This window comes from Brucella daejeonensis, from assembly GCF_014199265.1.
GTDB classification, from domain to species: Bacteria; Pseudomonadota; Alphaproteobacteria; order Rhizobiales; family Rhizobiaceae; genus Brucella; species Brucella daejeonensis.
This window is the reverse complement of record NZ_JACIJG010000001.1, coordinates 153604-179721: the sequence shown is the minus strand read 5'-3', so window position 1 is coordinate 179721 and position 26118 is coordinate 153604. Positions and strand designations below refer to the sequence as shown.

The window sequence follows — 26118 nt, the reverse complement described above, 5'->3', positions numbered from 1 at the left end:
CGCCACGGGACACTCTGACCGGATCATAACCATCGCGCAAGCGATGGCTGCCGGCAGAACTTGTGGAGGACGAGTATGTTTGCATCGGGCCAAAATGTGGGGGGCATGAATTTCGGTCTTGGCGAGGAGATCGAAGCCCTGCGCGATACGGTGCGCCGTTTCGCGGAAAGCCGCATTGCGCCGCTGGCCGCGCAAACCGATCGCGATAACGCATTTCCCATGCATTTGTGGCGTGAACTGGGTGAACTTGGCGTGCTGGGCGTCACTGCGCCGGAAGATTTTGGCGGTGCGGGGCTTGGCTATCTGGGGCATTGCGTGGCGATGGAAGAAATCAGCCGCGCTTCTGCCTCCATCGGCCTCAGCTATGGCGCGCATTCCAATCTCTGCGTCAACCAGATCACCCGCAACGGTTCGCCCGCGCAACGCGAAAAATATCTGCCAAAGCTTATTTCCGGCGAGCATGTCGGCGCGCTTGCCATGTCCGAGCCGGGGGCCGGTTCCGACGTCGTGTCGATGAAGCTTCACGCCAAAAAGCAGGGCGACCGCTATATTCTCAACGGTAACAAGATGTGGATCACCAACGGCCCCGATGCCGATGTGCTGGTGGTCTATGCCAAGACCGATCCGGCGGCAGGTCCGCGCGGTATCAGCGCCTTTCTGGTCGAAAAAGGCTTCAAGGGGTTCTCGACTGCGCAAAAACTCGACAAGCTCGGTATGCGCGGCTCCAACACCTGCGAACTGGTGTTCGAGAATTGCGAAGTGCCAGTCGAAAACCTGCTCGGCGAAGAGGGGCGCGGCGTCAATGTGCTGATGTCCGGCCTCGATTACGAGCGTGTGGTGCTGGCCGGTGGACCGCTCGGCATCATGGCGGCGTGTCTTGATGTCGTGATACCCTATGTGCATGAGCGAAAACAGTTCGACCAGCCGATTGGCGAATTCCAGCTCATGCAGGGCAAGCTTGCCGATATGTATGTGCTGTTCAATGCCTCCCGCGCTTATGTTTACGCGGTCGCGGCAAGCTGTGACCGGGGCGAGACGACGCGCAAGGATGCGGCAGGCTGCATTCTCTATGCGGCCGAAAACGCCACGCAAATGGCCTTGCAAGCGATACAGGCGCTGGGCGGCAACGGTTATATCAACGACTACCCGACCGGACGCCTGCTGCGTGATGCCAAGCTTTACGAGATCGGTGCAGGCACGTCGGAAATACGGCGTATGCTGATCGGACGCGAACTCTTTGCGGAGACGCGCTGATGCCGGTTCTGAAATCCGGGATTTCGACGCGCAGCGCCACTTTTGAGGCCAATCGCAAGGCCATGCTGACGGCCATTGACACGGTGGCGGAAGCCTCGCGCATGGCGCTTGACGGTGGCGGCGAAAAGGCGAGAGAACGCCATGTTGCACGCGGAAAACTTCTGCCGCGTGAGCGTGTCGCGCAATTGCTCGATCCGGGTTCGCCCTTTCTGGAAGTCGGGCTGACGGCGGGACATGGGATGTATGGCGGAGCAGCGCCCTCGGCTGGCATTATCACCGGCATCGGGCGCGTGTCGGGTCGTGACTGCATGATCGTCTGCAACGATGCGACGGTGAAGGGCGGCACCTATTATCCGGTCACGGTGAAAAAACATCTGCGCGCGCAGGAGATTGCGGGCGAAAACCGTCTGCCCTGCATTTATCTGGTCGATTCCGGTGGCGCAAACCTGCCCAATCAGGATGAGGTTTTCCCGGATCGCGACCATTTCGGGCGCATCTTTTATAATCAGGCGCAGATGTCGGCGGCGGGCATTCCGCAAGTCGCTGTCGTCATGGGGTCGTGCACGGCGGGCGGCGCTTATGTGCCTGCCATGAGCGACGAAACGGTGATCGTGCGCAATCAGGGCACGATCTTTTTGGCCGGACCTCCACTGGTGAAAGCCGCGACCGGCGAAGTGGTAACGGCGGAAGATCTGGGCGGTGGCGATGTGCATACACGTCTTTCCGGTGTCGCGGATCATCTCGCCAACGACGATGCCCATGCGCTGCAAATTGCCCGCGCCATTGCCGCCAATCTCAACAGCGAAAAGCGTTCCTTCATTGCACGCGGTGACAGTGCTGCGCCGCTTTACGACCCGGAAGAAATCCTGGGCGTTGTCTCGGCGGATACGCGTATTCCCTATGATGTGCGCGAGGTGATTGCACGCCTTGTCGATGGCTCCGATTTCGATGAGTTCAAGGCGCGTTTCGGCACCACGCTGGTTTGCGGTTTTGCCAGCGTCTATGGCATGCCGGTCGGCATCGTGGCCAATAATGGCGTGTTGTTTTCGGAAGCGGCCTTGAAGGGCGCGCATTTCATCGAGCTTTGCTGCCAGAGGAATGTCCCGTTGGTGTTTTTGCAAAACATCACCGGCTTCATGGTGGGGCGCAAATATGAGGCCGAAGGCATCGCCAAGCATGGCGCAAAGCTGGTGACGGCGGTGGCGACCGCCAACGTGCCGAAAATCACCATGCTGATCGGCGCGTCCTATGGCGCGGGCAATTACGGCATGGCGGGTCGCGCCTATTCACCGCGCTTCCTGTGGACATGGCCGAACAGCCGCATTGCCGTGATGGGCGGTGAACAGGCCGCGGGCGTGCTGGCGACCGTCAAACGCGACGGGATCGAACGCACAGGCGGCACATGGTCGGCGGAAGAAGAAGCGGAGTTCAAACGCCCGACGCTTGAAATGTTCGAGCGCCAGAGCCATCCGCTCTATGCCTCGGCGCGGCTTTGGGATGACGGCATTGTCGATCCGCGCAAGAGCCGCGAGGTTTTGGGGCTGTCGTTGTCGGCAACGCTCAACGCGCCGGTCGAGCCGACGCGTTTCGGTCTGTTTAGAATGTGAGGCAAATCAGATGTTCAAAAAGATACTGATTGCCAATCGCGGAGAAATCGCCTGCCGGGTTATCCGGTCGGCGCGTGAATTGGGCATTGCTACCGTCGCGGTCTATTCCGATGCGGACGCTCATGCGCTGCATGTCGAACATGCCGACGAGGCGGTGCGTGTCGGCCCGGCACCATCGGCGCAAAGCTATCTCAATATTGAAGCCATTATTAAGGCGGCTAAGGAGACTGGCGCGGAAGCGATCCATCCGGGCTACGGTTTTCTATCCGAAAATCCGGCTTTTGTGGACGCAATGGAAGCTGCGGGGCTTGTCTTTATCGGCCCCTCAGCCAATGCCATTCGCGCCATGGGGCTGAAGGATGCCGCCAAGGCACTGATGCAGAAAGCAGGCGTGCCTGTCGTGCCAGGTTATCATGGCGATGATCAGGACAGCGCCTTTCTCAAAAGCGAAGCAGACGTAATCGGCTATCCGGTACTGATCAAGGCGCGGGCAGGCGGCGGCGGCAAGGGCATGCGCCGGGTCGATCAGGCGGCTGATTTTGCCGCCGCACTCGACAGTGCGCGGCGCGAGGCGGAGGCCTCATTCGGTGATGGCGCGGTGCTGATCGAAAAATACATGACCAAGCCGCGCCATATCGAGGTGCAGGTCTTTGGCGACAGCCACGGCAATGTCGTGCATCTGTTCGAGCGCGATTGCTCGCTGCAACGCCGCCACCAGAAGGTGATCGAGGAAGCGCCAGCTCCCGGCATGACGCCGGATATGCGCGCTGCCATGGGTGAGGCGGCGGTGAAGGCGGCTGAAGCTATTGGCTATTGCGGCGCGGGCACGGTGGAATTTATCGCCGATGTGTCGGAAGGGCTTCGCGCTGACCGCTTCTTCTTCATGGAAATGAACACGCGATTGCAGGTCGAACATCCGGTGACGGAAGCCATCACCGGGCTTGATCTGGTCGAATGGCAATTGCGCGTGGCGTCGGGCGAGGTTTTGCCGAAGCGTCAGGACGAGTTGGCCATTCATGGCTGGGCGTTCGAGGCGCGGCTATATGCCGAAGATCCGGCGCGGGATTTTCTGCCCGCCACGGGCAGGTTTGCCTTGTTCGCACCACCCGAAAATGCCCGCGTCGATTCCGGAGTGCGCGGCGGCGATACCATCACGCCATTTTACGATCCGATGATTGCCAAGATCATCGCCCATGGCGCAACGCGGGATGAGGCGCTGAACCGGCTCGATGCGGCGCTCGGTGAAACCCGCATTGCCGGGCTGGTTACAAATCGCCAGTTCCTGTCGGCGCTCTGCAATCTCGAAGCTTTCCGCGCTGGCGATGTCGATACCGGCCTGATCGCCCGCGAGACGGTGGCGCTGTTTGAAGGTGAAAAGCCGTCTGATGTGGCTTTTGCACTGGCAGCACTTGGCGCGCTCGATCTTCTGGATGCGCCTGTCAAAGACGACCCATGGACAAGCCTGCGCGGTTTCAGGCTCTGGGGCGAGGCGTCACGTTCGATCCTGCTGGATCATCACGGCGAACACCGAACGGTCAGTTTCGCGACCAAGAGCGACAGGCGCTTCGGCTTCGCCTTTGGCGATCTGGAAATCCGCTCGCATGAAAACGGGCTGGTTCGTTTTGTTGTCGATGGCCATGCGGGACAAGCCTCGGTCAAGCGCATCGGTCACGATGTGACCGTGCAACTTCATGGCCGCGACACCATATTTCACTATGTGCAGTCCGTCGGTGCGGAAGAGGAAGGCGCTAGCCAAAGCCATATTCGTGCCCCCATGCCGGGGCGGGTAGCGCTTGTGTCCATTGTTGAAGGTTCGAGCGTCGCCAAAGGCGATCCGCTGGTGACGATGGAAGCGATGAAGATGGAGCTTTCGCTGACCGCGCCGCGAGACGGTAAGGTCTCGTCCGTGACGGTCGCGGCAGGCGATCAGGTCAGCGAAGGGGTGCTGTTGGTGGCGTTGGAGGAAGAACATGGCTGAACGTGTTGAAATCGTCGAAATGGCAGCGCGTGACGGCCTGCAAAACGAAAAGCGTTTTGTGCCGACCGCCGACAAGATCGCGCTGATCGACCGCCTGTCGGATTGCGGCTATTCTCGTATCGAGGCGACGAGTTTCGTCAGCCCCAGATGGGTGCCGCAACTGGCCGACGCTGCCCAGGTCATGGCCGGTATCCACCGCGCCAACAATGTGCGCTATTCGGTGCTCGTGCCCAATATGAAAGGCTATGAAGCCGCTGTTGCCGCAAATGCCGACGAAGTCGCAATTTTCATTTCGGCTTCCGAAGGCTTTTCCAAGGCCAATATCAATTGCACGATTGCCGAAAGCATCGAGCGGCTTTCGCCGGTGATTGGTGCTGCCATCAATGACGGGCTTGCGGTGCGCGGCTATGTCAGTTGCGTGGTCGAATGCCCCTATGATGGGCCGGTGGCGCCGCAGGCGGTAGCCGATGTGACCGAACAGCTTTTCTCACTCGGTTGTTATGAAGTCAGTCTTGGCGACACGATCGGGCGCGGCACGCCGGAAAAGGTCGCCGCCATGCTGGATGCGGTGCTGGCCATTGCACCGGCGCATAGTCTGGCCGGGCATTATCACGATACCGGCGGACGCGCGCTCGACAATATTCGCGTCAGCCTCGAAAAAGGCCTACGCGTATTCGACGCTTCTGTCGGTGGTCTCGGCGGCTGTCCTTTTGCGCCGGGTGCGAAGGGCAATGTCGATACGGTGCTGGTTGCTGAAATGCTGCGCGATCTTGGCTTTGAGACCGGTCTCGATCTGGAAAAGCTGAAGTCGGCGGCGCTTTTCGCGCAAGCGCTGCGTCAGGATAAAGCTGCATGAGCGCGTTTGAAACTCTTCAGATAGAGATTGATGACCGTGGCGTGGCTACACTTACGCTGAACCGACCCGATCAGCACAATGCCTTGTCTGGCTTGATGATTGATGAACTGACCACGGCAGCGCTGCATCTGGGCGACAATGAAGCCGTCCGCATCGTGGTGCTAACCGGAGCGGGAGCCAGTTTTTGCGCGGGCGGCGATCTTGGCTGGATGCAGGAACAGGTGAAGGCCACGCGGGAACAGCGCATTGAGGAGGCTCGAAAGCTTGCCTTGATGCTGAAGGCGCTGCGCGACCTGCCGAAACCGCTGATCGGGCGCGTCAACGGGCAGGCCTATGGCGGCGGCGTCGGCCTGATCAGCGTCTGCGATGCGGCAATCGGCGTTTCCGATGCGCGTTTCGGGCTGACGGAGACAAAACTCGGCCTCATTCCCGCAACCATCAGTCCTTATGTGGTGGCGCGCATCGGCGAGGCCCATGCGCTGCGCATGTTTACCTCGGCGCGGCTGTTCGACGCCGGAGAGGCGCGGCATATCGGCCTCCTGCACGAAGTGGTCGAGGCGGAAGCGCTCGATGCGGCGGTCGAAGCAGAGATCAAACCCTATTTTTCCACTGCCCCCGCAGCAGTCGCCGCTTCCAAGCGGCTGGTTCATGCGCTGGGCGCACCCATCGACGAGGCGGTGATAGACATGACGCTCACCCGTCTTGCCGATACATGGGAAACGCCGGAGGCCGCGGAGGGAATCGCGGCCTTTTTTACGAAACGGTCACCGACATGGAAGGGAGGGAACCGAACATTTGGGAGGAGCCGATTTTCGTTGTAGTTGCGGGCACTTGGCCCCTTGCAATCGAAAGCCGGAAATGCATTCTTATTACATCATGAAAGCTCGTCCCCGGCCCGGAGCATTTTTCCGAAACCGCGGATGCGATTTTGGATAATATTATGGCATCCGGGATGCCGTCGAGGCGGGCTTTGGATTGACCCTTTGAGATCATGCGATGAACAAAAGGGAGGGCTCGGTCACCTGGCAGCGCGATTGCGCTGGTGCTGGCCGACATGGGTTGTCTCAGGGCCGTCGAAGGACGCTGCCCCACCAAAGGAGAAAAGAATGAACCTGAAACTTCTGTCCAGCGTGGCTTTTGCAGCCACCCTCGGCTTCGTCGGCGCTGCCTACGCGGATATCACCATCGGCGTCGTCGCTCCGCTGACGGGCCCGGTTGCCGCTTTCGGCGATCAGGTGAAGAAGGGCGCGGAAGCCGCCGTTGACGTCATCAACAAGGCTGGCGGCATCAAGGGCGAAAAAGTCGTCCTGAAGTTCGCCGACGATGCCGGAGAACCGAAGCAGGGCGTTTCCGCCGCCAACCAGATCGTCGGCGACGGCATCAAGTTCGTCGTCGGTCCGGTCACGACCGGCGTCGCCATTCCGGTTTCCGACGTGTTCTCGGAAAACGGCGTCCTGATGGTCACCCCGACCGCCACCGGCCCGGACCTGACCGCGCGCAATCTGGAAAACGTGTTCCGCACCTGCGGCCGCGACGACCAGCAGGCCGAAGTCATGGCCGGTTATGTCCTGAAGAATTTCAAGGACAAGAAGGTCGCCGTGATCCACGACAAGGGCGCCTATGGCAAGGGCCTGGCCGACGCGTTCAAGGCTGCGCTCAACAAGGGCGGCGTCACGGAAGTCCATTATGATTCGGTTACGCCGGGCGACAAGGATTTCTCCGCGCTCGTCACCAAGCTGAAGTCTGCCGGTACTGAAGTGGTCTATTTCGGCGGCTACCATGCCGAAGGCGGCCTCCTGTCGCGTCAGTTGCACGATGCCGGTATGCAGGCGCTGGTGCTTGGCGGCGAAGGCCTGTCCAATACCGAATATTGGGCAATCGGCGGCACCAATGCTCAAGGGACGCTCTTCACCAACGCCAAGGATGCCACCAAGAACCCGGCTTCCAAGGATGCCATCGAGGCTCTGAAGGCGAAGAACATTCCGGCTGAAGCCTTCACCATGAACGCCTATGCCGCTGTTGAAGTCATCAAGGCAGGCATCGAACGCGCCGATTCGACCGACGATTCGGCGGCTGTCGCCAAGGCCCTGCATGACGGCAAGCCGATCGAAACGGCTATCGGCACGCTGACCTATGGCGAAAGCGGCGATCTGAGCTCGCCGAGCTTCGACATCTTCAAGTGGGATGACGGCAAGATCGTCGGCCTCGAATAAGAGCGCCGATTGGTTTACTGAAAACGCCGGGGTTCTGCCCCGGCGTTTTTGTTTCCTCCGGTGTTTTTTTCAACGTGATATGAGTCGGCCATGGCATGGATCGAGACTGCGAAAAACTGGGCGCGGCTGATCAAACGGGACGTCGTGGCCCTGTGGCTGGCGGCGCGCGACGGGCGCGTTCCCTGGTATGCGAAGGCGGTGGCGGGCGTCGTCGCGGCCTATGCCCTGTCCCCGATCGACCTCATTCCCGATTTCATTCCGGTTCTGGGCTATCTTGACGATCTCATCATTGTGCCGCTCGGCATTATTCTCGCGGTTCGGCTGATCCCTGCCGATGTTCTGGCCGAATTACGGATCGCGGCGGCCGAACGCGGCACCCGTCCCGTCAGCCGGGCGGGGCTGGTGGCTATCGTCCTGATCTGGATTCTGGCCGCGATGGTCCTGATCTGGTGGAGCCTGCGCCGCTTGCAGACAAGCTGATTTCATTCAGGAGCCGGTATAGCCGAGTTCCGCCTCGATGGCCTCGAAAGTCCTTTCCATCGCGTAGGTCGGACTCAATGGAAAGCCGAAATGGCCGTAGGCGATGGACATCTGCCGTTCGGCCTTGCTTTCGCTGCCTTTGGCGATGGCCGCTACATAGAGTGCTGCCGCCAGCCCGGTGCGGTCGGAACCGGATTTGCAATGGATGAGCACCGGCTTTTCCGCCTTTGCCATCAGGGCGATGAGCTGCCGGGCTTCTTCAGGGCTGAGCTGGCGTCTCGCCGACATTTCGAAATCGGCGTGCCGGATGCCAAGCGTCTCTGCGGCTGCGATCTCTTCATCATACCATTTCTCACCGGGTTCCGGTCCGCGCAGGTTGATGATCGTCCTGATGCCGTAAAGCTTCTGGAGATTGGCGATACGGGCCGGGTCGGGCTGGTTGGAACGATAGACCTGTCCGTCGAGGACCGTATGCACATTGCCCTTATATTGCAGCGTATAGAGGTAGCCGCCCATGAAGCCCGCGCCGATGACGAGGCCGAGCCCGGTCAGCCGGACATAGCTGATGGACCAATTGGTGTATCTTTTAAAGAATGTCATGGCGTATCTTATTGAAGTAAATAATAAAATGAATGTTGGTTTCATTTTCGGCTTGGATTTTGCGGAAACTATACTAGTATTTTGACATATTATTGTTCTTTTCAAGAATTTTTATTATATTTTTTATGAGTAGCTTTTAATTTTTCCCTACGGATTGGGAGCGTTCGGGCGCGGTTGCCTGTGGTTACGAATGGTGGCGGGAAAATTGCGCGACGTTATTCGCGAATTAAGTTTCAGTTAACCATGAGCGACTAGTCTGTAACCATCAATGGTGGGGAAATTAGCGGAGCAGGTCCATGCAGCGCTACAGGTTTGATGACAGAAGAATTCTGATCGAGGCAATCGTTGAGCTTCTCAACAAGGGCGTGGAGCCGGATGAACTCGATCTCGTCCTGAGCCGGATTGGTCCGGTCGATCTCGATCTGATGCGGCAATGTCTGGCCGAGGTCTGGAATTACAATCATCCGGCCCCGGTCGAAACGCCGATGGCGGCCTGAAACAACGGGCGGACTTGCCCGGCATGTCATATTCCTGAAACGCGGAAGGTCTATACCGTCCATGTATCGGGAATTCACTTGGGTCGCGACCACGGATGTACTGGCGCAGCTCGGGTGAAAGCGGAAGGTCGGGTTCTGCCCGGCCTTTTTCGTTTGGACTTTTGTGCGCCTGTTTGCCGGTCGGGCGAAATGCCGTCGATGCCGGTGACAGGCCGGAAACCGCAATCACCCACGAAGGAAGCCCGATGCAGCCCGTGATACGCCATATCGTTCTCATTAAATTCCGGCCCGAACTCGGTCCCGACGAAATCGCCGCCAGGCTCGACGCCGTTGTCGCGCTGAAAGACCGGATCGACGGCATCGTCGCGATCACGACAGGCGCGAACAACAGTCCCGAAAGGCTCGAAAAGGGCTTCCGGCACGGCTTTGTCGTCGATTTTGCCGATAGCGCCGCGCGCGACGCCTATCTTCCGCACCCGGCCCATGTCGACGTGGGCAAAAGCCTTGTCGAAGCGGCTGACGGCGGGCTCGACGGCATTCTGGTGTTCGATTACGAGATATGATCTCGCCCGGTCCCGCCCCGCACTCAACGGCCGGGGTCTTAGAGCATGTCTCCCAAAAGTGGGAACCGGTTTTGGGATTAAGACATGCGTAAAAACAAATAGTTAGAGCGGCTCCAACGATTCAGTCAAAACAGGAACCGCTTTAGAAAAGCAGGCCGCCCACGCCCATCAGCGCAAGATCGTCGGCGGAAAGCGTCATTCCGGCCATCAGGCGGTCGAGTATCCGGTCGAGACTGTTTTCGCGGGCCGAGCGGGCCGATCCGGGGGCGGCGACGATATATTTATCGGCATGTCTGCCGAGAACGAGCAGGTTGCCCGGATCGACAGGCATACCGATACGCAACAGTTCGCCGCCCGCGCGGCGGATCGATTGCGGAACGATATCGCCTTCGTCGGCCACCGCCGATGCGCTGAAAATGACGATCAGGTCGCATTTACCGCTCAGTTCCGCAATGGCGTCCGACAGGGCGGCGGCCTCGTGCGGCACGCGCCTTTCGCATTCTATCGCGCCGCCGTTGCTTGCCGCGCGCCGCGCCATCAGCGCGCCGGTCTTGTCCAGAACCGTGTCGCGGGTCGTCGGCAGGCGGGACTGGATCAGGCCGATCGCGGTCTTGCGGAAGGCCGCCACCTCCAGCAGCGGGGCGGAACCGATCCCGCTTGCCGTTTCCTGCAACAGGGCGCCCGGCACGGCGAAGGGGACGATCTTGACGGTCGCGATCATCTGCCCGGCATCCACGCGGGCATGATTGCGCAGGGTCGCGACGGAAATACGCGCATCCTGCATATTGATCCGATCGATGCGTCCGGCATCGACGCAGAACACGCCGTCGGCGCCGGCAAAGAGATTGACGCGCCCGGTCGTGGCCGTGCCGATCTCGACATTGCGGGCGGCGAGAAGCCGTCCGACCGAAAGCGCCGCCTCATCTTCGCCGATGTCGCCCGGTTCCAGCCGCGCGGCCAGAACGCCGGCGATTCCCGCTTCCCGGAGTGCCGTAATATGATCGGGACCGAGCACCGTCCCCTTGCGCAGGCCGAGCGCTCCCGCGGCGATGGCATGGCCCAATATCGCGCCTTCGGCCTCATTGAGCGGCAATTCGGCAAAAATCATGTCTTCCCCTCTCATCCCGCCAGCGGTGATTGGTATACCCCGCAAATCCACATCACAATCCTGTTCACGCACCGCTTTCCTCCGGCCCTGAGTCTTGTAAAGCCGCCATGGCGGGCGTATGGGAGCCGCCGCATAACGAAGCTCATGGCCCCGTAGCATCCGCGAGTATAGCCGGTTTCGGGCGCGACATTAGAGCGCGTTTCGATCTGATTGAATCAGATCTGCGCTCCAGGGTCTAAACCCAATCAGGATTTGGAGCGTGGTATGGTCGAAAATGGCACAGTTTCAGGAGCGAAACCGAAGGTGGGGTGGTTCCCCATCGAGGTTTCGCGACGCCAAAATGGGTTATTTTCGTCATATCCCTCCGGGACGTGGCGGATTTTGCCCCTGAATACGTCGAAAAGTCCTCGTGGTGGGGGACACCACGTCGGCCTTCCCTCCTGTTCAGGAACAAAATCCGGCTCACGCCACGCCCGAAACCTAATTGGGTTTAGACCCTAATCCCTTTTATTTTAAGCATAATCTTGATCGTGCTCGTTTCACTCCGGTCGGATGATGCTCCAGGTTCCAGCACATTTTTCGCCACAGGCGTGACAAATCGGACAATTCGATATAACTGTACGTTTGGAATTTTCAGAATTTACCGAAAACTAGGAAATGACGAATGCGCCGGAGATGACGCTCCGTGCGCAAGATGGAAAGACAAATGAAACACGGCACCCCCCGGACGATCGTCTCGTTCGCCGTACTGGCCCTGACTGCATTTCTCGCCGGCTGCGAGAACCAGGTTCTGCTCTCCCCCAAGGGAGAGGTCGGCATGGCGGAGCGCGATCTCATCCTTTTTGCGACCGGCATCATGCTGCTCGTCGTGGTTCCCGTCATCTTCATGACGCTGTTCTTCGCCTGGAAGTACCGCGCATCGAACGAAAAGGCGGATTACCAGCCGGACTGGCATCATTCGACCAAAATCGAGCTTGCCGTCTGGCTTATCCCGATGGCGATCATCGTCGTTCTCGGCACGGTCACATGGATCAGCACCCACAGGCTCGATCCCTACCGCCAGCTGGAATCGAACGCGAAGCCCGTCAATGTCGAAGTCGTCGCGCTCGACTGGAAATGGCTTTTCATCTATCCCGATCAGGGCATCGCCACCGTCAACGAGATGGCCATGCCTGTCGATGTGCCGGTCAACTTCAAGCTGACCGCCAGCAACATCATGAATTCCTTCTTCATTCCGGCGCTGGGCAGTCAGGTCTACACCATGCCCAGTATGCAGACCAAGCTGCATCTCGTCGCCAATCATGAAGGTGAATATGACGGCATTTCGGCCAATTACAGCGGTCAGGGCTTCGCCCAGATGCGCTTCAAGGCCCATGCCTACAATCAGGCCGACTTCGACAAGTGGGTTGCCGATGTGAAGGCCCAGGCCGTGGCCAAAGGCGAGGAACTGAACGGCGCGCGTTACGCTTCGCTGGTCCAGCCGAGCGAAAAGCACCCGGTCCAGTTCTTCACCTTCAGCGACAAGTCGTTGTTCCACGACATCGTGAACCGCTGCTGGGACGGCAAGTCCGTCTGCCTCGATGACGAAATGCACCGTCAGCAGATGATCCGGGAAGCACGCGCCGATCTGCGCAAGTCTTCTCCCGTCGATTTCAGCCAGTGGGCGAGCGACATCATCTGCGCCGTTCAGCCACAGCGCCTGTCGCAGCTTGCAAACTGATTTGCCGATGACGCCGCGCGCCCTGCCGGGCTCGCGGTCATCGCATTCAATCCCTTGTTTCACGCGGTTCCGGGATGAAGGCCGTCAGGGCCTTGCCGGAATTGCTACAATCGAAACGTGATAAAAATGTTCGGAAAACTTACGCTCGACGCGATCCCGTATCACGAGCCGATCATCATGGTCACATTGGCCGCGGTGGCGGGCGGGGCGCTCGCCATTCTTGCGGCCATTACCTACTACCGTAAATGGGCCGTGCTCTGGAGCGACTGGCTCACCTCCGTCGATCACAAGCGCATCGGCGTCATGTATATCATTCTGGCGCTGGTGATGCTGTTCCGCGGCTTCTCCGATGCCGTCATGATGCGCGCCCAGCAGGCTCTCGCCTCCGGCGCCAATGAAGGCTTCCTGCCACCACACCATTACGATCAGGTCTTCACCGCCCATGGCGTGATCATGATCTTCTTCGTGGCGATGCCTTTCATCGTCGGCCTGATGAACTTCGCGGTCCCGCTCCAGATCGGCGCGCGCGACGTGGCCTTCCCCTACCTCAACTCGCTCAGCTTCTGGCTCACGGTTGCAGGCGCGATCCTCGTCAACGTCTCGCTCGGCGTCGGCGAATTCGCCAAGACCGGCTGGCTCGCCTATCCGCCGCTGTCGGGCAAGGAATTCAGCCCGGATGTCGGCGTGGATTACTATATCTGGGCCTTGCAGATTTCAGGCATGGGCACGCTGCTTTCAGGCGTCAACCTCGTCACCACCATCATCAAGATGCGCGCGCCCGGCATGGGCATGATGCAGGTGCCGGTCTTCACCTGGACGTCGCTGTGCTCCAACGTGCTGATCATCGCCGCATTCCCGATCCTGACCGTCACGCTGGCGCTTCTGTCGCTCGACCGTTATCTGGATTTCCACTTCTTCACCAATGATGCCGGCGGCAATCCGATGATGTATATCAACCTCATCTGGATCTGGGGCCACCCGGAAGTCTATATCCTGGTCCTGCCCTGCTTCGGCATCTTCTCCGAAATCGTCGCGACCTTCTCCGGCAAGCGCCTGTTCGGCTACACGTCGATGGTCTATGCGACGGTTGCGATCACCATCCTGTCCTTCCTCGTCTGGGTGCACCACTTCTTCACCATGGGCGGCGGCGCCAGCGTCAACGCCTTCTTCGGCGTGGCGACCATGATCATCTCGATCCCGACAGGTGCAAAAGTCTTCAACTGGCTCTTCACCATGTATAAGGGCCGCGTCCGCATGGAAACGCCGATCCTGTGGACCATCGGCTTCATGTGCACCTTCGTCATCGGCGGCATGACCGGCGTTCTTCTCGCCGTTCCGCCCGCGGATTTCGTGCTGCACAATTCGGTGTTCCTGATCGCTCACTTCCATAATGTGATCATTTCGGGCGTCCTGTTCGGCTGCTTCGCCGGTGTCGTCTACTGGTGGCCGAAGGCTTTCGGCTTCAAGCTCAACGAACGTCTGGGCCGCAATGCCTTCTGGTGCTGGCTGGTCGGCTTCATGCTCGCCTTCATGCCGCTCTATGTGCTCGGCCTGATGGGCATGACGCGCCGTCTGAACCACACTGAAAATCCGGCATGGCACATCTATCTGATCGTAGCTGCCGTCGGCGTTGCGGTTATTCTGTGCGGTATCGTGTTCCAGATTCTCCAGATCATGGTCTCGATCCGCGACCGCGAAAAGCTGCGCGATACCAATGGCGACAGCTGGGGCACGGGCCGCACGCTCGAATGGTCGCTGTCTTCGCCGCCCGCCTTCTACAACTTCGCCGAACTTCCGCATGTGCGTGACCACGATGCCTGGTGGGACATGAAGCAGAACGGCTATGTGCGCCGCACCGAAAAATTCGCGCGCATCCATATGCCGAAAAACACCGCAACGGGCTTCCTCATCGGCATGCTGAACATTCCGCTTGGCTTTGCCCTTGTGTGGCACATCTGGTGGCTGGCGATTGCCGCGGCCGCAGGCGTGCTGATCGTTGCCATCGCCCATTCGTTCAACAATGACAGGGACTATTATGTCCCGGCCGAGGAAGTGCAGGACGTCGAAGACCTGCGCACCCGGCAACTGACGGCTCAGGAGGCTTGATTCCCATGAGCGCTCACATTTCCAACGCCGCGCCGTTTCTGGGCGGCAACGCGCAACCCGCGCATGAGGACCATCACGATGCAGGATCGACCACGCTGGTCGGCTTCTGGATCTACCTGATGAGCGACTGCGTCCTGTTTTCGGGACTCTTTGCAACCTACGCCGTTCTGGCGCACCAGTTCGCGGGCGGCCCGACCGGCCGTGAACTGTTCGACCTGAACTTCGTGCTGATCGAAACCATGCTGCTTCTGGTGTCGTCGCTGACCTACGGTCTGGCGACGCTGTCGATGTTCAAGAAGAACCGCACGGGCCTTCTGTTCTGGCTGGGCATTACCTTCCTGCTGGGCGCGGGCTTCCTCGGCATGGAAATCTATGAATTCAGCCACCTGATCCACGAAGAAGCAGGTCCGGGCCGCAGCGCCTTCCTGTCCGCCTTCTTCACGCTGGTCGGAACCCACGGCCTTCACATCACCTCCGGCCTGATCTGGATCGTGGTGCTGACCGCCCAGCTCCTGCGCGACGGCCTGACCGAAAAGAACCAGACGCGCGTGATGTGCCTCAGCCTCTTCTGGCACTTTCTGGACATCATCTGGATCGGCGTCTTTACTCTTGTCTATCTGCTGGGTGTACTGTGATGAGCTCTGCACACGAAATACACGACCATGGCGCAAGCCACGGCAATCTGAAGTCCTATCTTATCGGCTTCGTACTGGCGATCGTCCTGACCGTCGTTCCCTTCATGCTGGCGATGAACGGCTATTTCACGCCGGGAACCACCGCAGCCATCGTGCTCGGCATCGCCGTCGTGCAGATCCTGGTGCATCTGGTCTATTTCCTGCACCTCGATCCGAAGTCGGAAGGCGGCTGGAACATGCTGGCATTCATCTTCACGGTCATCATTCTGGCCATCGTGCTGGCAGGCTCCATCTGGGTCATGCATCACCTCGATAGCAATATGATGCCGATGTATATGACGCCGGACGACGTGCGCAATCTGCCGTGATCCGCTGTTTCTGATCGCCGGTCGGAAACCACGGCGAACGAAGGGCTTGGCGTTCCGGTGAGATACGTTTCAACAGGACCGCTTTTCAGCCCGCGTGAAATACAGACCTGACGGTCCGGTATCGCGGCTTGTTCTCCCTCTCTCCCCCCAAAGCCGCGTGGCGCCCCGGTTCATTCCGGGGCGCTTTTTCGTTTTGGCGACATGCCCTGAAATTCACTTCGATAAAATTAGAGTAAAATTTATGTAAACAGGATTTGAACGTCTGTAATGTCGAATTGAGCTTGTAGTTTACGAATGTAGATAAAGATAATATATGCCATAAATTTACCATTATCGATGGCGTTGTTTGCATTTGTTTCGATATTTTCGTAGTATCATTCATGGATGGTGCCTGTTGTATCTATATATATAGGCAAATATGGAGTAGGTATGATGTATTTATTTAAGGTAATACTTAATAATAAACGTATTCCCGGCGCCGTCCTTGCGGCTGCGGTTCTGGTCACGCCAGCGGTTGCATCCGCGGCTTCCGCCCATGTCTCGGCTTCGGTCAATATCCGCTCGGGGCCGGGGGCTAATTACGCGCGGCTTGCGACGCTTCCGGCGGGAGCGACCGTGAATGCCGGTTCCTGTTCCAGGGGCTGGTGCCGGATTTATAATGGCAGCCGCGTCGGCTTTGTGTCCGCGCGCTATGTCCGTTTCGGCTCCTATAGCGGTCCGGCCTATGACGCACCGTCCACGACGACCGTTGTCGTCGACAATGGTTACGACGGCTGGGCGCCGGGTTTTGGCCTTGGTCTGGGGATGGGCTGGGCCACGGGCGGCTATTGGGGGCACGATTATTGGAGGCACGGTTATTGGGGGCACGATTATTGGAGGCACGGCGGACATAACCATTGGAATCCCCGCTGGGGCGTTGGCCCGAAATGGGGCGGGCGCGGGTGGGGGAACCGCCACAATTGGGGGCCAGGTCCGGTGAGGCCGCATTTCGGCTCCGGTGGGTTCAATCGCCCCGCATTCAATCGGGGCTTTGGCGGTCACCGCTTCGGCAATCTGCGTCCGATGCACGCCGGTCGCTGACCGGCGCCGACAGGCAATACAGGTTTCTATCAGGTCATCCTCCCCTCCTCCCATGACCTGATAGGCGGCTCGCCGACACCCCGCCGGCGAGCCGCCGCTTTTCAAAAACCACAATTATTACCGGCTGTCGCGGCTCTGGTCCGCTCAACCCGTGCTGGCGGGCGCAGGAGTGTGGTAACGTTAATACTCCATTGACTGAAATGGTCCATATCTAGCGTTGTTGCTTGGAGTTCCGTTCTCCCCATGGTAATCCCTGAATCGTCCTGGGCTGGGGGGTGACAAACGGGACGCTGCCAGGCGACCGCTTAGACAGGAACCGGACAGTAGCGCGTATGACTTGGAGTAACAGGACGATACAGGGAAAGAGCATCGCCATGCTTTTGCTGGCGGCGTATTTTTCCTCATTCACGGTGTCGCCTGCACTGGCGTTCGAGATATTCGGAATCCGTCTCTGGGGCGAGGACAAGAAAGAAGATCCCGACATTATCGACCCGAAGACCTATACGGTCGAGGTCGCGGCCACGGGCGACCGCAAGAATGCGGATGGCACGGAAGCCGATCTGAAATCCACCATTGAAGGCGCGTCGGGCCTCGTCGCGGATGCGGAGCGGCCCGCTTCGGGGTCCGCCGGTCTGCTGGCCAAGGCGCGCGGCGATTACCGTCGCATCCTGGCCGCGCTTTATGGCGAAGGCCGCTATGGCGGCACGATTTCCATTACCGTCGATGGTCGTGAGGCGAACGACGTTCCGCCCGATGCGGAAATTCCAAACAATGCAAAGGTTGCGATCACGGTCGATCCGGGGCCGCAATTCCTGTTCTCGCGTACGGCGATTTCCAACATCGCCCCGCCGCCGGTCGACCGGCGTGACAAGGTGGATCTGCCCGAGGATGCGGGGTTCGCGCCGGGACAGGTTGCCCGCTCCGGCACGGTCATCAAGGCCGAGCGTCTGGCCGTCGAGGCATGGCGTCAGCAGGGCTATGCGAAAGCGCGCGCTACCGGCGAGGACATCGTCGCCGATCACGCCGACAATCGGGTTTCCGCCGATATTTCGATCGATCCCGGCCAGAAGGCGCATTACGGCCCGGTCAGCGTGGTCGGCACCGCGCGCATGGACCCGCAATTCGTGGCCTGGATGACCGGCCTGAACGAAGGGCAGGAATACGATCCCGACGATATCGAAAAGGCCAGGAAGCGCCTCGGTCGCATGGAAGTCTTCCGCGCGATGAGCTTCGAGGAAGCCGAAAAGATCGAGCCGGACGGAAGCCTGCCGATGACGCTCAACGTGCAGGAGCGAAAACCCCGCCGCTTCGGCTTCGGTGCGGAATATTCGACCATCGACGGCTTCGGCGTTACCGGCTACTGGATGCACCGCAACCTGTTCGGGCGCGGCGAGCGCCTGCGCTTCGACGCCAAGGTCAGCGGCATTGGCGGCACGCAGGACAATTCCTTCGATCCGCAGAATTACACCTATCTTCTGGGCACGACCTTCACAAAGCCGGGCGTCTACACGCCGGACACGGATTTTGTCGCTTCGCTCGACGCCAGGCGCGAGGTGCTGGACGCCTATACCGAAACATCGGTCAATGCGAAAACCGGCTTCACGCAGATTTTCAGCGACGAACTGTCGGGCGCGCTTTATGCCAAGGCGAGCCATGGCCGTTTCAGCGACGATGTGTTCGGCGACCGCACGTTCACCACGGCGGGGCTTGAGGGCAGCCTGCTCTACGACAGCCGCAACAACAAGCCGGACCCGAGTTCGGGCTTCTATCTGGAAGGCAATATCCAGCCCTTCTACGAGTTCCAGTATGGCAATTTCGCCACCCGCTTCACCGCCGAAGGCCGGACCTATTACGGTTTCGGCGAGAAGGACCGCGTGATACTGGCGGGCCGTCTCAAGGTCGGCTCCATCGTCGGCGCCTCCATCGAGGACCTGCCGCCGAGCCAGCTTTTCCTTGCGGGCGGCGGCGGCTCGGTTCGCGGCTACGGCTATCGCAATATCGGTGTCAGCGCGGGTAATGGCGACATTATCGGCGGGCGTTCCCTCATCGAGGCCAATGGCGAAGTGCGCGCCCGCATCACCGATTCCATCGGCGCGGTCGCTTTTGTCGATGCCGGTTATGTGGGTGAAAAATCCTTCCCCGATTTCTCGGAACAAATGCGTGTCGGCGTCGGTGGCGGTCTGCGCTACCTGACCGGTCTCGGACCGATCCGCCTCGATGTCGCCGTTCCGCTCAACCGCCGCTCGGGCGATCCGAGCTATGGCTTGTACGTAGGTATAGGACAGGCGTTTTGACCAGATTACTCGCAATCGTCGCCTTCGTCGCGTTCGCCGTCACGGCAGTCATTTTCGGCTGGCCGGAACAGCCCGCGCCCCTGCCTGCCCAGGCTCAGCAGGGGCAAGCTCAGCAGGGTCAGGCCCAGCAGGCCGGTTCGCAGGAACAGGCCGCGCCGGAAGAGGAGAAATCCTATTTCCTGTCTTTCGTGGAAAGCCAGCTTTCCGCGCCGAACCGCCGTATCTCCATTTCCGGCATCAGCGGCGTCCTGTCGTCCGAGGCCTCGGTCGGCTCCATCACCATCGCCGACCGCGAGGGCGTCTGGCTGCGCATCGAAAACGCCAGGCTCAACTGGAGCCGCACCGCTCTTCTGATCGGGCGTCTCAGCATCCAGTCGCTTGCAGCCGAACGCATCGACATCATCCGCAAGCCGCTTCCCGATACCAGCCTGCCGTCGCCGGAATCCTCCAGCTTCAGCCTGCCGGAACTGCCGATTTCCGTCACCCTCGACCAGCTCGCCATTGCGCGCCTGCATTTCGGGCCGGATATTTTCGGCCTTGAATCGGAAGTCTCGGCCAATGGCAGCCTGTCGCTTGCCGACGGCTCGCTCGATTCCAGTTTCGACATCAAGCGCCTTGACGGGCCGGGCGGCGATTTCGCTCTCCGCGCGGCCTATGCCAATGCCGACCAGAAGCTCGATCTGGACCTCAAGGTTTCCGAACCGGCAAACGGCATCGTCGCCAATCTTCTCAATATCGAAGGTCATCCGCCGGTAGACCTGACCCTCAAGGGAGCCGGTCCGCTTGACGATCTCAAGGTTGACCTGGCGCTCGATACCAATGGCGCCCGCACGCTGACAGGCACTTTCGCGCTCAACCGGCAGGGGCAGGCGCCCGATGGCGGGCGCGTCTTTTCCGCCCGTTTCAACGGTCCCATCGCGGTTCTGGTGCCGCCGGTCTTTCGCGATTTCTTCGGGGCGGAAACGGTGCTTGCAGCCGATGGTTTCCTCAAGGACGCAGGCGGTTTCCGTCTTGACGATCTGGCGCTCAACAGTGCGGCCCTCAAGCTGAAGGCTTCGGCTGAAACCGGCAATGACCGCTTCCTGAACAGGTTGCGCGTCGATGCTTCCATCGCCGACGAAAGCAAGGGGCGCGTGCTGCTGCCGGTCAAGGGCGCGGAAACCTATATCGACAATGCCCGCTTCGAGATTGCCTATGGCGATCGCCCGACCAATGACTGGACCGGGACGCTGGCCGTCGCCGGGCTTGAGAATGCGACGATTTCCGCCGAGCGCATCGCACTCGACATGGGCGGCGTTGCCGAGAACCTGAACGACGCCGCCAATCGCCACATCACCTTCAAGGTCGATGGCGGTCTTGACGGCATTTCCGCCGAACGCGCCGAAATCGCCGAAGCACTTGGAAGCACGATCACGCTCGCCATCGACGGCGCATGGCGCGCCGGTTCGCCGGTCGAGCTTGCCAAGGCCAATATTGCGGGCAACGGCCTCAGCCTCGACCTCAAGGGCACTATCGACGATCTCGCCTTCAACGGCGATATCGCCGCCAGGGTCGGGAGCCTCGCTCCCTTCGGCGCGCTGGCCGACCGCGATCTGGCGGGCAGCATCGATGTCACCGCCAGGGGCATCGTGCGCCCGATCAGCGGCGCTTTCCAGCTCGACCTCGACGGCACTGCACAGAACATGCGCACGGGCACGCAGGCGGTCGACCGCATTCTCGATGGTGCCGTCAATCTGAGCGGCGCTCTTGGCCGCAGCGCGCAAGGCTTTTCCGCGCGCAACTTCCGCATCGGCAATGAGCTGAGTGAAATTACCGCAAACGGTTCCTTTGCATCCGACAAGGCAAGCTTTGATTTCGGCGTCATGCTGTCCGATCTCAAGCTTCTTTCCGATCAGGCATCAGGCCGGATGACGGTCAAGGGCAGCGCGCGCGGCGATGACAAGCTGATCGCGCTCGCCTTGCGCGCCGACGCCCCGCAGGGCACGCTCGCCGGGCGCAAGCTTTCCGAAGGCGGTCTCGATTTCAATGCCATGCTCGACGGCAACGCGAAAACCGGCGCCGCCCTTTCCGGCAAGCTTGCGGGCAGCGCCTTCCTCAATGGTCAGCGCGTCGATCTGGGAACGCTGATCGACATCGTCAATGACGAAAAGCGCCTGACCGACCTCGTCTTCAATGCCGGTGGCGCGCATCTGACCGGCAATGTCACCCAGACCGCCAAGGGCCTTCTGACGGGCGCGCTGAAACTCGACGCGCCGGATATTTCCACTGCCGCCGCACTGGCTCTTGCCGAAGCGACGGGCGCGGCCAGCGCCGACATCGCGCTCGACGCCAATGACGGACGCCAGAACGCTTCCGTCACGGCGAATGCCAGGGGGATCAAGGTTAATGGCAGCCGCATCGCCTCTGCCGATATCGCTCTGACGGCGAAGGACCTGTTCGGCGTTCCGGTCGTGGACGGCAATGCCGCCGCGCGCGATATTCTGGTCGGTACTTTCGGCATCGACAGTTTCGACGCAAAGGCCAATGCAACCGGCTCGAAGACCGACTTTACCGCCAATACAAAACTGAAGATCGGCACGGTTGCCAGCGCCGCCGGTTCGCTGGAGCCGAAGGATGGCGGTTTCGAACTCGGTCTCGCCTCGGCCAATGTGAAGCAGGGCGCGCTCAGCGCCAATCTGGCTTCGCCCGCCACCATTTCCATGAAGGGCGAGGAAATCTCCTTCGGCGATATCGTTATCAATACCGGCTCCGATGCCAGCGCCGGTCAGGTCAAGGTCAATGGCGTGGTCGATGGCCAACTCGATCTTTCTGTCGCGCTTTCCAACCTGCCGCTGGCGCTTGCCAATACGTTCAAGCCGGAACTTGGGCTGGGCGGCACGGTCAACGGCACGGCCCGCATCACGGGCACGAAAGAAGCGCCCAATGTCGCCTTCGACATGGCCGCACGGGGTGTCACCGCAGCCGAGCTTAAAAAGCAGGGCATTGCGGCGCTTAATGCCGATGCCAGGGGCACCTCGGCCAATGACCGGCTCAATGTCGATGCACGTGTGACCGGTGGCGCCCAAAATGGCAAAGGCATCGATGTCAGCGCCAAAGGCGGCGTGCCGCTAGGCAAGGGTGATCTGGCCATCGACGTCACTCTCGCCAATCTTCCCCTGGCGGCGCTGAACGGCGCGGTCAAGGGACAGGATCTGGCAGGCAATGTCACCGGCACGGCGCGCGTGACCGGCCCGCTCACCAATCCCGCAGCGGCCTTCAACCTGCGCGGCACCGGCCTTGCGGCCAAGCCGCTGCGCGACAACGGTCTCGCGCCGCTGACCTTGCAGGCGGCGGGCAGCTATGCGGCCATGGCCGTCGATCTGTCGTCGCTTTCGGTTGACGGTCCGCGCGGTCTCAATGTCGCCGCCAGCGGCAAGGTGCCATTTTCGGGGCAGGGGCTTGGCGTCAATGTCAATGGCAGCGTTCCGCTGGCGCTGGCCAACCGCTTCCTTGCGGATCGCGGCGCGCAGGCAAACGGCACGCTGACGCTGACGGCAAGCGTTTCCGGCGGGTTCGACCGTCCGCAACTGCGCGGCATGTTCTCGACCAACGGCGCGACCTTCATCGATCCCGACACCAATGTCCGCCTGAACAATATCAATGTCATGGGCAGCATGGACGGCGAGACGATCACGCTGCGTCAGGTCGAAGCCGCGCTCGGCAGTGGCGGGTCGGTTTCCGCCAGCGGCACGATTTCGACCAATGCGGCGGCGAATTTCCCGGCCGATATCGACATCAAGCTCAATCGCGCCCGCTATGCCGACGGCAAGCTTGTGGTGGCGACGGTCAATGGCGGCATTTCGATCAAGGGACCGCTGATGCGCGATCCGCTGATTTCCGGCCGCATCGATGTGGACAAGGCGGAAATATCGGTGCCGGAAAATCTCGGCGGCGGCGCGGCCTATGTGCCGGTCCAGCACAGGAACACGCCGAAAAACGTCCAGGCGACGCTCGACCGCGCCAAGGTCGAAACGCGCAGGAGCAAGGTGCCGACGCCGACCGCACGCCCGACAGTGCCGCGCCTCGACGTGTTCATCAACGCGCCGAACCAGATTTTCGTGCGCGGTCGCGGCCTCGATACGGAACTGGGCGGACGCTTGCGCCTGACGGGGCCTGTGACCGACATCAAGCCGGTCGGCGCCTTCGACATGATCCGTGGCCGCATCGGCATTCTCGGACAGCGCATCACCTTCGATGAAGGCCATGTCACGCTGGTCGGCGATCTCAATCCGCAGCTCAATTTCGTCGCCCGGTCGGAAGGCAATGAAATCACCGCCATCATCACGGTGACGGGCACGGTGGACAATCTCGACATCAAGTTCTCCTCGACCCCGGAACTGCCGCAGGACGAAGTGCTGGCGCAACTGATCTTCAAGCGTTCCATCGGCGAACTTTCCGCGTTCCAGATCGCCCAGCTCGCCGCGGCGGCGGCGGAACTTGCGGGCGGCTCGAACAATTCGTTGATGAACAAGCTGCGCGCCGGAACCGGCCTCGACGACCTCGATGTCGTGACCGACAGCAAGGGCGAGACGGCGGTTCGCGCCGGACGCTATATCCGCGACAACATCTATCTGGGTGTCGAAGCGGGGTCCGGCGGATCGACGAAGGGCACGATCAATCTCGACATCACCCGGAACCTGAAGGCCAAGGGCGCGCTCGGCGCGGAAGGCGATTCGAGCGGCGGCATCTTCTACGAAAAGGACTATTGATCGCGCGAAATTTCTGCGCGGGAAATTTTTTACGAAGAAGCTCGCCGCTTCCCTGTCGATCGTCCCGAAGGCCGGATTTGCAATCCGGCCTTTGCTTCCAAACGCAACCCTGAATATGCCTCTGACACCATTCAGACACAAGCTGGCCGCTAAAAAGACACGATTGCCTCTTGTTTGCCATAATTCACGCGACTTTTAAATCGATTAAATCGCCGCGCGAACCGCAATTTCGGCGTTAAACCTGCATTTTCGTGAACATTTGCGCGAACCGTTTAACCCTTCTTCAACCATAAGAACGCAAATTGCTGTTGAGTATAGCGGTCGCGCTGCGACTGTTTTTCAACCCTTGTTGCATCCCTTGTTTAGGGCCAGTTGTATGTCGAAATCGCGTGATGATCTAAGCCGCCGCCGTTTCCTTTTCGGCACCGGAGCCGTTCTCCTGACCGGGGCCGCCGGTTGCTCGCAAACGATGGATATGTCTGCCTTCCAGATGAATATCGACCCGATGTCGACGGGCGGCATCACGCCGATGCGCCCGCAGATCAGCGTCGACCGCGACATCACCACGCCGGACGTCATGTACGCCGCCGTGCAGGAGGGAAACTATTCCCTGCCGGCGATCCCCTATCAGAAAGTGCCGAAGGAGTTCCGCCGCCAGATCGTGCCGGACCCGACGGGGCAGGCGCCGGGAACGATCGTGGTCAGCCTCAAGGACCATTTCCTCTATTATGTGCTGCCAGGCGGCGAAGCGCTGCGCTACGGCGTCGGCATCGGCAAGGCGGGCTTTGAATGGTCCGGCCGCGCCAATGTCCAGTACAAGAGGCAATGGCCGGTCTGGACGCCGCCGCCGGAAATGATCCAGCGCAAGCCGGAACTGGCAAAATACCGCAACGGTCAGGAACCGGGGCCGCAGAACCCGCTCGGCGCACGCGCGCTCTATATTTTCCAGAACGGGCAGGACACCGGCTACCGCATTCACGGCTCGCCGGAATGGTGGTCCATCGGGCAGTCCATGTCGTCAGGCTGCATCCGCCTGATGAATCAGGACATCATCGACCTCTATAATCGCGTTCAGGGCAAGGCGCCGATCGTCGTCGGATAACCGGAATCCGAACGGTTCGCATGGTGCATTATTCGTAATGCACCAAGGTCGGCATGGCTTCGCCGGGAACGATGAAATGGTGAAGCCCGGCACGGAGACGGGAAGCGGAAGCCAGATGAATACGGCTTTCCGGCGCGATTTCGTTTCGGCTGACCTGGGTGGATACACCCGGCATGACAAACGCTCCTGCGGTCAGCACGAGAGCGGCGGCAATGCCGAGGCGTCGTTCGGTTCTGGCCTGCATTTCTATCTCCTTGCGCCGCGTAACGGCGACTTGAAATCTCGAATCACATTCATTCGCAAAACGCCGGGACTTTTCCGGTCAGTGAAAAGTCGCGCGCCGCGTCATGTTCAAAGCGCTGTCGATGGCATTGTCGATGGCATGGACCGGTATTGGCAGCAAAGTCTGGCCGAAATCGGCCAGTGTCCCGGCAAAATTGCGCGCGGCCTCTGCCACATCGTCGCAGCGCCGCGGGCAGGCGATGGCCGCCAGACAGGTATCGAGCAGCAGCGCATCCTGATTCTGGATGCCGGAAATCAGCCCCAGCGTCAGGCATTCCTCGCGGCAGACATGGTGCGAATCGAACGGAAAGGCGCGCAGCGGACAATTCGCGCAATGGCGCAGGACGCGGATGAAATGCGACAGCTCGCCCACTGCGCGTTTCGCCCCGGAAGATCCGAGCAGTTCCGAATAGAGGCCCCACGTCATTTCCCACGGGATGATCGAACCCGTTTCGAAACCGGCGATCCACCGGCGATAGCCTTCCAGCACCAGCTTTTCCGGCAGGCGATCGAAATAGCCCGCGCTGTTGGCACCGTTGAGCTGGGATAGGCGCATATTCATGACGGCCTCCCGAAGAAGATGTGGAATGAAGACATGCGCGTGGATGCGGGGACAAAGCCCTGCCT

The 26118-nt window shown here is 60.2% G+C and carries 21 protein-coding genes; 17 read left to right on the top strand and 4 right to left on the bottom strand.

The annotated features are described in order from the left end of the window. The first annotated feature begins 75 nt into the window (after positions 1-75). The 7 genes from FHS76_RS00825 to FHS76_RS00795 all read left to right on the top strand — a co-directional run bounded on the left by FHS76_RS00825 (position 76) and on the right by FHS76_RS00795 (position 8388). A complete protein-coding gene (locus FHS76_RS00825; protein ID WP_183646668.1) occupies positions 76-1254 on the top strand; it encodes an isovaleryl-CoA dehydrogenase in 1179 nt (392 codons plus the stop codon). Next, complete coding sequence (locus tag FHS76_RS00820) at positions 1254-2861, top strand: carboxyl transferase domain-containing protein (protein ID WP_183646664.1); 1608 nt, start codon at positions 1254-1256, stop codon at positions 2859-2861. Before FHS76_RS00825 ends, FHS76_RS00820 begins: the two co-directional genes overlap by 1 nt. A 10-nt stretch (positions 2862-2871) precedes the next feature. Beyond that, positions 2872-4839 (top strand): acetyl/propionyl/methylcrotonyl-CoA carboxylase subunit alpha, encoded by a 1968-nt coding sequence (locus FHS76_RS00815; RefSeq protein ID WP_183646661.1) that lies wholly within the window; start codon positions 2872-2874, stop codon positions 4837-4839. After that, positions 4832-5695 (top strand): hydroxymethylglutaryl-CoA lyase, encoded by an 864-nt coding sequence (locus FHS76_RS00810; RefSeq protein WP_183646658.1) that lies wholly within the window; start codon positions 4832-4834, stop codon positions 5693-5695. Before FHS76_RS00815 ends, FHS76_RS00810 begins: the two co-directional genes overlap by 8 nt. Next, a complete protein-coding gene (locus FHS76_RS00805; protein ID WP_183646655.1) occupies positions 5692-6516 on the top strand; it encodes a crotonase/enoyl-CoA hydratase family protein in 825 nt (274 codons plus the stop codon). Before FHS76_RS00810 ends, FHS76_RS00805 begins: the two co-directional genes overlap by 4 nt. Positions 6517-6801: 285 nt before the next feature. Then, positions 6802-7908 carry a branched-chain amino acid ABC transporter substrate-binding protein gene (locus tag FHS76_RS00800; RefSeq protein WP_183646652.1) on the top strand — a complete coding sequence of 369 codons (1107 nt, stop codon included), beginning with the start codon at positions 6802-6804 and terminating at the stop codon, positions 7906-7908. Positions 7909-7998: 90 nt separating this feature from the next. Next, positions 7999-8388, top strand: coding sequence for a YkvA family protein (locus FHS76_RS00795; RefSeq protein ID WP_183646650.1), 390 nt, complete (start codon positions 7999-8001; stop codon positions 8386-8388). A gap of 6 nt (positions 8389-8394) precedes the next feature. Here the strand turns inward: FHS76_RS00795 and FHS76_RS00790 are convergent, their stop codons facing one another. Then, a complete protein-coding gene (locus FHS76_RS00790) occupies positions 8395-8988 on the bottom strand; it encodes a tyrosine-protein phosphatase (RefSeq protein WP_183646647.1) in 594 nt (197 codons plus the stop codon). A 296-nt stretch (positions 8989-9284) separates the two neighbouring features. Here FHS76_RS00790 and FHS76_RS00785 point away from each other — a divergent pair, with 296 nt between their 5' ends. Beyond that, positions 9285-9485, top strand: a complete 201-nt coding sequence (locus FHS76_RS00785) for a hypothetical protein (protein ID WP_183646643.1) — start codon at positions 9285-9287, stop codon at positions 9483-9485. Between the two features lie 245 nt (positions 9486-9730). Then, positions 9731-10048, top strand: coding sequence for a Dabb family protein (locus tag FHS76_RS00780; protein ID WP_210305963.1), 318 nt, complete (start codon positions 9731-9733; stop codon positions 10046-10048). Between the two features lie 142 nt (positions 10049-10190). Here the strand turns inward: FHS76_RS00780 and FHS76_RS00775 are convergent, their stop codons facing one another. Next, positions 10191-11156, bottom strand: a complete 966-nt coding sequence (locus FHS76_RS00775) for a molybdopterin-binding protein (RefSeq protein WP_183646639.1) — start codon at positions 11154-11156, stop codon at positions 10191-10193. Positions 11157-11862: 706 nt separating this feature from the next. On the opposite strand from FHS76_RS00775, the gene cyoA reads away from it, so the two are divergent. The 8 genes from cyoA (at position 11863) to FHS76_RS00735 (ending at position 25209) form a co-directional block, all read left to right on the top strand. After that, positions 11863-12876 carry a ubiquinol oxidase subunit II gene (cyoA, locus tag FHS76_RS00770; RefSeq protein ID WP_183646636.1) on the top strand — a complete coding sequence of 338 codons (1014 nt, stop codon included), beginning with the start codon at positions 11863-11865 and terminating at the stop codon, positions 12874-12876. 126 nt (positions 12877-13002) lie between these two features. After that, positions 13003-14982 carry a cytochrome o ubiquinol oxidase subunit I gene (cyoB, locus tag FHS76_RS00765; RefSeq protein ID WP_183646633.1) on the top strand — a complete coding sequence of 660 codons (1980 nt, stop codon included), beginning with the start codon at positions 13003-13005 and terminating at the stop codon, positions 14980-14982. Positions 14983-14987: 5 nt separating this feature from the next. Then, on the top strand, positions 14988-15617 hold the full coding sequence (gene cyoC / locus FHS76_RS00760) for a cytochrome o ubiquinol oxidase subunit III (protein ID WP_183646630.1): 630 nt from the start codon (positions 14988-14990) through the stop codon (positions 15615-15617). Beyond that, the gene (locus FHS76_RS00755; protein ID WP_183646628.1) at positions 15617-15985 is read left to right on the top strand and encodes a cytochrome o ubiquinol oxidase subunit IV; all 369 of its coding nucleotides are present in this window, start codon (positions 15617-15619) and stop codon (positions 15983-15985) included. The genes cyoC and FHS76_RS00755 overlap by 1 nt, the downstream gene beginning before the upstream one ends. 432 nt (positions 15986-16417) lie before the next feature. Further along, entirely contained in the window at positions 16418-17065 is a 648-nt protein-coding gene (locus tag FHS76_RS00750; RefSeq protein ID WP_183647454.1) for an SH3 domain-containing protein, read from the top strand. A gap of 332 nt (positions 17066-17397) precedes the next feature. After that, the gene (locus FHS76_RS00745) at positions 17398-19359 is read left to right on the top strand and encodes an autotransporter assembly complex protein TamA (RefSeq protein WP_445433049.1); all 1962 of its coding nucleotides are present in this window, start codon (positions 17398-17400) and stop codon (positions 19357-19359) included. Beyond that, complete coding sequence (locus FHS76_RS00740) at positions 19356-24107, top strand: translocation/assembly module TamB domain-containing protein (RefSeq protein ID WP_183646625.1); 4752 nt, start codon at positions 19356-19358, stop codon at positions 24105-24107. Before FHS76_RS00745 ends, FHS76_RS00740 begins: the two co-directional genes overlap by 4 nt. Positions 24108-24483: 376 nt before the next feature. Next, entirely contained in the window at positions 24484-25209 is a 726-nt protein-coding gene (locus FHS76_RS00735; protein WP_183646622.1) for a L,D-transpeptidase, read from the top strand. A gap of 28 nt (positions 25210-25237) precedes the next feature. On the opposite strand, the gene FHS76_RS00730 is transcribed toward FHS76_RS00735, so the two are convergent. Together FHS76_RS00730 and FHS76_RS00725 are read right to left on the bottom strand one after the other, a co-directional pair. After that, on the bottom strand, positions 25238-25453 hold the full coding sequence (locus FHS76_RS00730) for a hypothetical protein (protein WP_183646619.1): 216 nt from the start codon (positions 25451-25453) through the stop codon (positions 25238-25240). Between the two features lie 78 nt (positions 25454-25531). Next, positions 25532-26053, bottom strand: a complete 522-nt coding sequence (locus FHS76_RS00725; protein WP_183646616.1) for a hypothetical protein — start codon at positions 26051-26053, stop codon at positions 25532-25534. Between the last annotated feature and the right edge of the window lie 65 nt (positions 26054-26118).

Excerpts from the sequence above, each read along its gene's own strand:
- FHS76_RS00825 (WP_183646668.1), top strand. The coding sequence starts at position 76 with ATGTTTGCATCGGGCCAAAATGTGGGGGGCATGAATTTCGGTCTTGGC.
- FHS76_RS00820 (WP_183646664.1), top strand. The coding sequence starts at position 1,254 with ATGCCGGTTCTGAAATCCGGGATTTCGACGCGCAGCGCCACTTTTGAG.
- FHS76_RS00815 (WP_183646661.1), top strand. The coding sequence starts at position 2,872 with ATGTTCAAAAAGATACTGATTGCCAATCGCGGAGAAATCGCCTGCCGG.
- FHS76_RS00810 (WP_183646658.1), top strand. The coding sequence starts at position 4,832 with ATGGCTGAACGTGTTGAAATCGTCGAAATGGCAGCGCGTGACGGCCTG.
- FHS76_RS00805 (WP_183646655.1), top strand. The coding sequence starts at position 5,692 with ATGAGCGCGTTTGAAACTCTTCAGATAGAGATTGATGACCGTGGCGTG.
- FHS76_RS00800 (WP_183646652.1), top strand. The coding sequence starts at position 6,802 with ATGAACCTGAAACTTCTGTCCAGCGTGGCTTTTGCAGCCACCCTCGGC.
- FHS76_RS00795 (WP_183646650.1), top strand. The coding sequence starts at position 7,999 with ATGGCATGGATCGAGACTGCGAAAAACTGGGCGCGGCTGATCAAACGG.
- FHS76_RS00790 (WP_183646647.1), bottom strand. The coding sequence starts at position 8,988 with ATGACATTCTTTAAAAGATACACCAATTGGTCCATCAGCTATGTCCGG.
- FHS76_RS00785 (WP_183646643.1), top strand. The coding sequence starts at position 9,285 with ATGCAGCGCTACAGGTTTGATGACAGAAGAATTCTGATCGAGGCAATC.
- FHS76_RS00780 (WP_210305963.1), top strand. The coding sequence starts at position 9,731 with ATGCAGCCCGTGATACGCCATATCGTTCTCATTAAATTCCGGCCCGAA.
- FHS76_RS00775 (WP_183646639.1), bottom strand. The coding sequence starts at position 11,156 with ATGATTTTTGCCGAATTGCCGCTCAATGAGGCCGAAGGCGCGATATTG.
- cyoA (WP_183646636.1), top strand. The coding sequence starts at position 11,863 with ATGAAACACGGCACCCCCCGGACGATCGTCTCGTTCGCCGTACTGGCC.
- cyoB (WP_183646633.1), top strand. The coding sequence starts at position 13,003 with ATGTTCGGAAAACTTACGCTCGACGCGATCCCGTATCACGAGCCGATC.
- cyoC (WP_183646630.1), top strand. The coding sequence starts at position 14,988 with ATGAGCGCTCACATTTCCAACGCCGCGCCGTTTCTGGGCGGCAACGCG.
- FHS76_RS00755 (WP_183646628.1), top strand. The coding sequence starts at position 15,617 with ATGAGCTCTGCACACGAAATACACGACCATGGCGCAAGCCACGGCAAT.
- FHS76_RS00750 (WP_183647454.1), top strand. The coding sequence starts at position 16,418 with ATGTATTTATTTAAGGTAATACTTAATAATAAACGTATTCCCGGCGCC.
- FHS76_RS00745 (WP_445433049.1), top strand. The coding sequence starts at position 17,398 with ATGACTTGGAGTAACAGGACGATACAGGGAAAGAGCATCGCCATGCTT.
- FHS76_RS00735 (WP_183646622.1), top strand. The coding sequence starts at position 24,484 with ATGTCGAAATCGCGTGATGATCTAAGCCGCCGCCGTTTCCTTTTCGGC.
- FHS76_RS00730 (WP_183646619.1), bottom strand. The coding sequence starts at position 25,453 with ATGCAGGCCAGAACCGAACGACGCCTCGGCATTGCCGCCGCTCTCGTG.
- FHS76_RS00725 (WP_183646616.1), bottom strand. The coding sequence starts at position 26,053 with ATGAATATGCGCCTATCCCAGCTCAACGGTGCCAACAGCGCGGGCTAT.